The organism is Nonomuraea sp. NPDC050153 (assembly GCF_044460125.1).
In the GTDB taxonomy this organism is placed as follows: Bacteria; Actinomycetota; Actinomycetes; order Streptosporangiales; family Streptosporangiaceae; genus Nonomuraea.
This window is the reverse complement of sequence record NZ_JBITJQ010000056.1, coordinates 38,946-46,966: the sequence shown is the minus strand read 5'-3', so window position 1 is coordinate 46,966 and position 8,021 is coordinate 38,946. Positions and strand designations below refer to the sequence as shown.

At 66.0% G+C, this 8,021-nt stretch carries 9 protein-coding genes; 4 read left to right on the top strand and 5 right to left on the bottom strand.

Going from position 1 to position 8,021, the window contains the following annotated elements:
- Positions 1-96 precede the first annotated feature (96 nt).
- A complete protein-coding gene (locus tag ACIBQ1_RS59170; RefSeq protein ID WP_397292150.1) occupies positions 97-483 on the top strand; it encodes a DUF6228 family protein in 387 nt (128 codons plus the stop codon).
- 419 nt (positions 484-902) lie between these two features.
- On the opposite strand, the gene ACIBQ1_RS59165 is transcribed toward ACIBQ1_RS59170, so the two are convergent.
- On the bottom strand, positions 903-1,697 hold the full coding sequence (locus tag ACIBQ1_RS59165; RefSeq protein WP_397292149.1) for a phosphatase PAP2 family protein: 795 nt from the start codon (positions 1,695-1,697) through the stop codon (positions 903-905).
- Between the two features lie 249 nt (positions 1,698-1,946).
- Here ACIBQ1_RS59165 and ACIBQ1_RS59160 point away from each other — a divergent pair, with 249 nt between their 5' ends.
- Positions 1,947-2,570 (top strand): DJ-1/PfpI family protein, encoded by a 624-nt coding sequence (locus ACIBQ1_RS59160; protein WP_397292148.1) that lies wholly within the window; start codon positions 1,947-1,949, stop codon positions 2,568-2,570.
- Positions 2,571-2,968: 398 nt separating this feature from the next.
- Here ACIBQ1_RS59160 and ACIBQ1_RS59155 read toward each other — a convergent pair whose 3' ends face one another.
- Entirely contained in the window at positions 2,969-3,595 is a 627-nt protein-coding gene (locus ACIBQ1_RS59155) for a hypothetical protein (protein WP_397292146.1), read from the bottom strand.
- 381 nt (positions 3,596-3,976) lie between these two features.
- Positions 3,977-5,422, bottom strand: coding sequence for a beta-N-acetylhexosaminidase (locus tag ACIBQ1_RS59150; RefSeq protein ID WP_397292145.1), 1,446 nt, complete (start codon positions 5,420-5,422; stop codon positions 3,977-3,979).
- A 7-nt stretch (positions 5,423-5,429) separates the two neighbouring features.
- On the opposite strand from ACIBQ1_RS59150, the gene ACIBQ1_RS59145 reads away from it, so the two are divergent.
- Positions 5,430-6,599: an MBL fold metallo-hydrolase gene (locus ACIBQ1_RS59145; RefSeq protein WP_397292144.1), complete on the top strand. Its 1,170-nt coding sequence runs from the start codon at positions 5,430-5,432 to the stop codon at positions 6,597-6,599.
- On the opposite strand, the gene ACIBQ1_RS59140 is transcribed toward ACIBQ1_RS59145, so the two are convergent.
- Entirely contained in the window at positions 6,575-6,796 is a 222-nt protein-coding gene (locus ACIBQ1_RS59140) for a hypothetical protein (protein ID WP_397292142.1), read from the bottom strand. The genes ACIBQ1_RS59145 and ACIBQ1_RS59140 overlap by 25 nt on opposite strands.
- A 118-nt stretch (positions 6,797-6,914) precedes the next feature.
- Between ACIBQ1_RS59140 and ACIBQ1_RS59135 the strand changes: the two genes are divergently transcribed.
- A complete protein-coding gene (locus tag ACIBQ1_RS59135; protein ID WP_397292141.1) occupies positions 6,915-7,304 on the top strand; it encodes a hypothetical protein in 390 nt (129 codons plus the stop codon).
- Between the two features lie 8 nt (positions 7,305-7,312).
- Here ACIBQ1_RS59135 and ACIBQ1_RS59130 read toward each other — a convergent pair whose 3' ends face one another.
- Positions 7,313-7,801 carry an NUDIX domain-containing protein gene (locus ACIBQ1_RS59130; RefSeq protein ID WP_397292140.1) on the bottom strand — a complete coding sequence of 163 codons (489 nt, stop codon included), beginning with the start codon at positions 7,799-7,801 and terminating at the stop codon, positions 7,313-7,315.
- Between the last annotated feature and the right edge of the window lie 220 nt (positions 7,802-8,021).

Below are 8,021 nucleotides of genomic sequence, written 5' to 3'. Positions count from 1 at the left end.
CCTAGAGACACGCCTCGCCAGCGTGTCTCTACGTGTTTCCCCAGGTCAACACACACATTTTCGCTCCAGCCCGAGCGAATTATGCGGAACGCAGGAGTGACCTTCATCAGGCTCGCGCAGTGCGAGCGGCCACATGACGACGCCTTGATGTTCTTCCATGCTCAGGCCGAGTCGGCTGGGCTCCGCGCCGCAGTGACCGTGGAGACCATCATGGGAGACGGGCTCGCCGACTTCCTCGACAAACTGGTAACCGACTTCAGAGGGTGGCGCGGAACACGGACATGGACGTCCCATAGAGCTGATCTTCAGCTGGAATCCATCCACCGTGGTCACTGGGTGGATCTCCGCTGGACCCTCCGTTTTCCGAATCCGAGCGAAGATCCGGACGACATGTGGTCCGCCACAGTTCGCACCCCAGTTCTCCCTGGAGAGGCCTTGACCAATCTCGCACGAGAGGTTCGCAGCTTCCTCTACGACGAGTGAGCTATGCATGCCGAGGTCAAGCCCTTGATCGTCGTGCCATTAGTGTGCCATTAAGGGCGGTGACGAGGGGTCAACCACGGTCACGCACGACCGGCCTCAGACCCAGATCAACGCCCCTACGAGGCAAGATCCCTGCAATCCCCAAGCCGACAGCGCAGGTTCGATTCCCGTCACCTGCTCTCATCGTGAAAGCCCAGGTAGACCGGCGGATTCGGTACCTGGGCAGTGCTCTCGGTCATCCGGCGGGGGCCGGCGGGCCAGGCGGATTGTCGTCCCCCACGGCCTCGTCGAGCAGGTCAGCGCAGTCTGCGGGATCGGCCGCCGAAGAACTGCCCAACCGTACGACAGCTCTGTCGGCTTCGGGTCGAGAGTCCAGACCTTCACCAGGCCCGCGCGCATCGCAGGTATGTCCGCGGCGCTCAGTCCCCAGCACGCCGGCGTTCGGCGAGGTGGCCCCATACTGATGCGACAGCGATGGAGACGGCCAGCAACACGGCGCTTCCGGCGATGTCGAGGGCATAGTGGTTCCCCGTGATGAGCACGACTGCCGCCATGCCCAGCGGAAAGATCCACGGCAGCAAGGCCGATCGCGGGTGGGAGGCCCGCAGCGCGCACCACACGGCATACGCGCACCACAACGACCACCCCACATGCATGCTGGGCATCGCCGAATACAGGTTCTGGCCGTTCTCGACCTCTCGTGAGGCATGGCCGCCCAGGATGTCATGCTCGGCGATGATGTCGACGACGCCCGGTAGGGCGAACCGTGGGGGCGACATGGGCAGCGCCCAGAAAACGGGCAGCACGAGGACGACCATCGCGACGAGGGTCCGGCGGACCTTGATGTAGGCATCGGCGTGCCGGACGAAGACCCATGCCAGCACGCCGATGATCGCGAGGTAGTACAGGCGGTAGTAGTACACCGCCGGCTGGATGAGGGCTGGATGCTCGGTCAGCCACTGGTTCGCCCTCAGCGCGATGTCCAGGTGGAGGGCCCGCTCTATGGATTGCAGGGCCAGAGCGTTGGCGGTGGCGGCTGCCACGTCCTTCCCGGCGGCGGCATGAAGCCGCGAGAAGAGAAAGATCACGAGCAGCAGACCGGCCACTTCGAGGAGGGGTGCGGGGCGCTCGCCCGTCCTCCCGACGAGTGCGGCTGACCGGGCCCATGCGATCAAGCGCGATAACCGGTCGGCGGCCACCTCCCGCAGGCTCACGCGGGTCACACTAACTCACCCCATTTCGGTATTGATCATGTCAGCCGAAAGAGCCTCCGGCTCCGGGGTGATGGCCACACGCGAGCCGGGGTTGGTCACTGGCTCAGGTAGAAGCCTGATCATTTCGCCCGCCATCGAGCCGCCCAAAGGGGAAGGGCAGACAGACGGGGGCATGCGCAAGTGCCGAATCTGGTACGACAGAGAATGTGCCGCTCTCGTAGCATGATCAAGCTAACCGGAGGAGTCCTCGTGCGCATCGCCATCCCGCTGTTCGATCGATTCACAGCCCTTGACGCAGTTGGCCCGTACGAGGTGCTCAAATTCCTCCCTGGTGCAGAGATCGTGTTCGTCGCCGAAAAGCCTGGGCCTGTGCGCGATGTTCCCAAGTGGTTGGCCATCAGTGCCGACGCCGCGTTCGCCGATGTCGATTCCTGTGACGTGCTGCTCGTTCCAGGGGGTCCCGGCAGTCGAGGACTTCTCCAGAATGACGAGCTTCTCGGTTGGATCCGTCGGATGCACGAGAGGAGTATCTGGACGACGTCTGTTTGTACGGGCTCGCTGCTGCTGGCTGCGGCCGGGCTGCTCAAAGGGCTTTCCGCGACGACCCATTGGGGAGCGATCGACGTCCTGGAGTCGTTTGGGGCCACCTATACACCCGAGAGAGTCGTGTTCCAGGGAAAGATCGTGACCGCTGCCGGAGTGTCCTCGGGCATCGATATGGCGCTCGCCTTGGCGGCGCATATCGCTGATCAGACCACGGCCGAGGCGATCCAGCTCGCGATCGAGTACGACCCTCAGCCACCGTTCGACGCAGGTTCCCCGGCCAAAGCACCGCAGGCCGCCAAGGATCTTCTCGCCAGAGGAATCCGCTGACGTCCGAGCGACCATGCCGGGGCGAGGTTACGCGCCTGGTAGACGACATGACCAGCGTGCAAGGCCGACCTCAGGTCAAGTGTCCGGAGAACGGGGGAAGCTCAGCGCGGGTTCGATCCCCGTCACTCGCCCCATGTGCCGAGGTCCAGGTAGGGGTGTGGATCCCGCCTGCCTGGATCTGTCGGCTTCGCGGGCCATTGACGGGTCATCGGCTTGTGATCACCCTGCGGCGACCAGGGCGCCGGCTGTGCCTTTGTCATCGTCGTCACGATCATCCTTCGAGCTGCCGGTCCATGGCGTTGCCGATGGCCAGTCAGCCCTACTGGCCCTGTCCGGGACACGCGCCGATCAGGAGACGCCGTCGAACGCCTTGAAGCCCGCCCCGTCCGCCTTGGCAGCTATCGGGGGCGGTGAGAAGAATGGGCGAGGCGGTCGTCGACCAAACGCCGGCGTTCCATCGAAAGACCGCGAGCAGTCATGGCCCTGTGCAGAAGATCTGCGTCGAACCCCTGCGTCGCCATATGGTCGATGAGAGGTTCGTATCGATCGGACCGGTCACGCAGGAGTTCTGTGGCCAACCGCAGTTCCAGGCGCACCACAGGAACACGATAAGAGCCACACGTGATCAAGACGTAGTGCTGCCACGGGCCGCGGCCAATGCACTCCATCCCATCGGAGTCGGTCTCCTGCTCAACCGTGCTGACCTCCAAATGGACCCCGTTTACGTCGTACCTAGCGAAGTACTGCGAGCTCTCGGGGATCCAAGATGCCGCGTACAGACAGGGAAAGGACGAGAGGGCGGCAGCGACCGTGTCCACGTCCTCGCGCCGAGCCACCAAAAGGTCGACATCTCCGACAGGAAGATGAACGCCTTGCAGCAGAGCGGCACCTGTGCCGCCCACGCGGTACATCGGGTCGGCCCCCATGACCCTCAGGGCGGTGAGAGTCGTCTCCAACGCCGACATTACGTCCACCAGTCGCAGAGAGGCCTCACCAGTTCCCATGACGATCACCGTACCGATCACGAGCCTCCACGGTCAGGCCCCTTGTAGTGGGGCCTCAGCGAGCCATGAGCCAGGGTGGCGAGGGGTCGATCACGGCCACGCACGGACTCGTCGAGCAGAGGGCTCCCGAGGTCAGGGTCTGAACAACGGCCGGTTTGAAGGTCGCTGCCCTGCGGGAAGCAGTGGCGACGGATCGGTGCGGCTCATCGCCAGGCATCCGCTCGAAGCATAGGCTGGAGGCCTTCCAACCATGTCGCGTGAGTGGAAGATTGGGGCCGCCGGAAGCTGCTGCTTCCTGCGGCCCCGCTGAACATCAGCCCCTCGTTGCCGCCGATTGCTCGAGATGCAGCCGGCCAGATATCGGGCGGCGGCGTCTGTTCGCCCGTGCCAGAGCCCGTGCCGTCAGGCCATGCGCCAGGTGCGGCGGGGTTTGTGGTGCGGGCGGCCGGGGATGCCGGGGCGTCGTTGCCAGGGGTGGGGGCCGTCGGGTGGGCGGTAGGCGACGCCCAGCGCGTCCAGGCGGGCGTAGTGGGTGGCGTTCATTCGGCGTTCGAAGTCGGCGAAGTCGCGTTCGTCGGGAGCCGGTAGGTCCGACCAGGCCACTTCGGCGAATGCGACCAGCCGGGGAAATGCCTGGTAGTCCACTCGACCGCGATTTTCGGCGACTTCCGTCCACAGGTTGGCCTGGGTGCCGATGACGCGGGCCGCGTGTGCCGTTCCCGCCAGCCGGGGAGGTATGGGCTCGAACCGGTAGACGTCCTCCAGCGTGTGCACCCATCCGAACGGCACCGGCTCCCCGGCATCGTGCGACTGGACGTGGTCGAGGTACACCTCCTGCTGAGGGCACATCACCACGTCGTGCCCGGCCTCCGCGGCGGCGATGCCGCCCGTGTACCAGCGCCAGCACGCGACGGCGGCGCCCTCCGCCAGGCCGCCCTCCAGGATCTCGTCCCAGCCGATCAGGCGACGTCCGCGCTCGGCGAGCCAGCGGTTGAAGTGGCGGATCAGCCAGGACTGGAGCTCGTCCTCGTCCTTGAGGCCCAGTTCCCTGATGCGGGCCTGCGCTGTGGACGACTCGCGCCATTGGCCTTTGAGGCACTCGTCGCCGCCGAGGTGGATGAACAGGCTGGGGAAAACTTCCAGCACCTCTTCCAGGACGCCCTCGTAGAAACGCAGTACGGCATCGGTCGGGGCGAGGACGTTGGGGCTCTTTCCCCATTCGGTCCACACCTCCAGCGCGGCGGTGTCGATGACGTCGGTGTTTCCCAGTTCGGGATAGGCGGCGATGGCCGCCTGCGAATGGCCTGGGATATCGATCTCCGGGACGACCGTGATGTGCCGCTCCCGGGCGTACGCGACGATCTCGCGTAAGTCATCCTTGCTGTAGAACCCGCCGTGCGGCCGTTCCTCCCAGGTCACCGGCTCGCCCCAGCCCATGCGGGTACGCGGCCGCCAGGCGCCGACCTCGGTCAGCTTGGGATATCGCTCGATCTCGACGCGCCAGCCCTGGTCATCGGTGAGATGCAGGTGGAACACGTTGAGTTTGTGAGCCGCCAGCAAGTCGACGTAACGCATTACGTCTTCCTTCGGCAGGAAATGGCGCGCGACGTCGAGCATGAATCCGCGCCAGGCGAAACGTGGCGCGTCGTGTACGGTCACGTACGGCACCGTGACCGGTTCCCGGGTGATGGGAGCGCGGCGAAAGGCGTCCAGGCCCTGGAGCTGCCGTAACGTCTGACGTCCCCAAAAGACACCGGCCTCGTCGCCGCCGACGATCTCGGCGCCGTCCGCCGATACGGTCAGTCGATATGCCTCGGGCCGGAGCAGCGGATCGACGCGGGTACGCACAGCCCCTGTGAACGTCCCGGAGCCCCCGGCCCATTCGAGTCGGGTCGGTGCGGGGATCAAACTCGGTTCGATCGTCACCGGCCCATTCTGCGCTCGGCCGACGGCGCGAGGAAGGCGGAGCCTGTACGGCCGCGGGCGGAGATATCCGCTGGAAATTTCGCCGTCGGACCGCGAATCTATCCAGCAACCACGTCCGAACATCTGGAAGGCGCACCTGATGACACAGACCTCCCAACATCCGGACCTACTGGTGAAGGGACACCCTTTCCGGCAGTGGAAGACGTGGCGGATTCCCGGCACCGTGTTCACCCTCACCGGATACTCCCGGGCGAACGACAAGACGTTCTTCCACGTACCGGAGCTGCGTTGTGCCCTGGACGCCGGGTTGTGCGAAGGGCGGCAACCCGAGACGGTCTTCTTGACGCACACGCACCACGACCACGCCAAGGATCTCGACTACCTCGCCTCCAGGGCCTCCGGGGCCGACATTTACCTGCCGGCCGAGGCGCTGCCGTATGTGGAGGCATTCCTGCGCGCGTCCGCCGAGCTGAATCACGCGGCGCCGTACGATCCGGCGCTGGCCCCGGCCTACCGCCTGCACGGCGTTCGGCAGGACGACGAATTCACTTTCGGCTCCCGCGGCCACCACGTTCGCGTGGTGCGATGCGAGCACAAGGTGCCCTGCGTGGGTTACGCGTTCAGCGAGAGCGGCAAGGAACTGCTGCCCGAATTCCAGGACCTGCGGGACGGCCTCGTACGGGACGGACGCGGCGAGGCGTTCGGCCGGATCATGGCCCAGAAACGGCGAGAAGGCGTGGAGGTCGACCGGCAGGTGCGCCGTCCTCTGTTCGCCTTCCTCGGGGATACGCATGTGTCGGTGTTCGAGCGGAATCCCTGGCTGTTCACCTATCCGGTCATCATCACCGAGTGCACCTTTCTGCACGACAGCGAGCTGGCGCGCGCCGACCGGGTCGGGCACACGGTCTGGAGCCGGCTCAAACCGGCGATCGAGGCGCACCCGGACACGCTGTTCGTTCTGACGCACTTCAGCCTGCGCCACTCCGATGAGGAGGTGCTGGCCTTCTTTCAGCGGGAACGGCACGACAACGTCGTGGTGTGGGCGCACGCGGAAAGCCATCTGCCAGAGCAGCATCAATCCGCATCCGGCGAGCTGTAGAGCGCGACAGGTTCTTCGGCCCAATCCGGATATCGGTGGTCGGGCGAGAACAGCTCCTTGACCGGCGGCGGTGGGAAAGTGGCGCCCCTGTGCAGGTAGGAGTCGGCGAAGCGTTGCGCCGCCGACAATGCCCGGGCCAGTTCCGCCGGGGCGAGCGTGCCGTCCAGCAGGGCTTCACCGGCTTCGTCCAGGTTCACGCGAGTGGTCGTCACCCCTATGACTTCCGGACACGTACGGGCGGAATTCCAGGGGAAGGCGAGAGCGGGCTGCGGACAACAACAGGTGACCGATGTCCGCTAACCACAAGGCCTCTGAATGAATGAGCCATACCTGGCCGATCCCCCGGGCGTGCTCGGCCGGGTCTTCACCGTCCTCGCGGCCACACCCGTGCCGCCCAAGGTGCGAGCCGGGCTCATGCGCCTGATCACCGACTATCCCGGCGTACGGCAGCTGGGCACCGTCACCGATCCGCTCGGCCGCGCCGCGGTCGCCCTCGCCGCCCCGTTCGAGAGCGCCGACGGTCGCGGGACGATCCAGAACCAGGTGTTCTTCGACCAGCGGACCGGCAAGCTCCTGGGCCGGCGTGACGTCCAGCTCGAACCGGGGCCCGACAGCGAGAAGTGGCAGGTTCCCGGCAGGACGCTGGACAACTGGCTGGTCGTGGACTCGGGCTGGAACGACACCAGGCCCTCCCTACCCGACTGAATCCGGCGTCACTGCGTGGTGAAGTACTTCGTCACGATCCGGGTGTGCAGCGGGAACGCCAGCTCCCGCGGCCGGTCGATCAGCAGCCACTCCGTCGTCTCGGCCGTGGCGGTCACCGGCGGCAGGGCGGCCGAGCTCGTACGCGGCCCCAGAGCGAAGACCAGTACGGTGCCGTCGGGGGCGCTGAGCACGTCGAACAGCCGGACGTCGTCCGCGTCGACGGCGATGCCCGTCTCCTCCCGAAGCTCTCGAACGGCCGCCTGCTGCCAGGATTCGCCCATGTCGATGAAGCCGCCGGGCAGGGCGAGACCGCCACGGTGCGGTTCGATGCCGCGGCGGATCACCAGCAGGCCCTCGTCCACCGGCAGCACCATCACGGCGACGGGCAGCGGGTTGAGGTAGCCAGTGTGCCCGCAGGTGGTGCAGGTTCGGGGCCAGGCCTGGTCCGGGAGGTAGGGCGTGCCGCAGGAGGAGCAGTGCGAGTTTCTGGTTGCCACGATCATGAGGCTAACGCCGTGAATCAGCGCCCGCAGCGATGGGAAGATCGGAGCAGGATCCGGACCGGGACGTAGGAGTGGATGGTGCGCAGGAAGTCGCGGCAGGCCCCGCCACCCAGCGGCCTTCGTGGTGGCAACGGCTGAGGTCGAGAGCCTGATAGGCCTTCACGCTATGGCACGCTCTGTCCCATGCGATTCAGAACGGGCACCCCGCGCGACG

Excerpts from the sequence above, each read along its gene's own strand:
- ACIBQ1_RS59135 (WP_397292141.1), top strand. The coding sequence starts at position 6,915 with ATGAATGAGCCATACCTGGCCGATCCCCCGGGCGTGCTCGGCCGGGTC.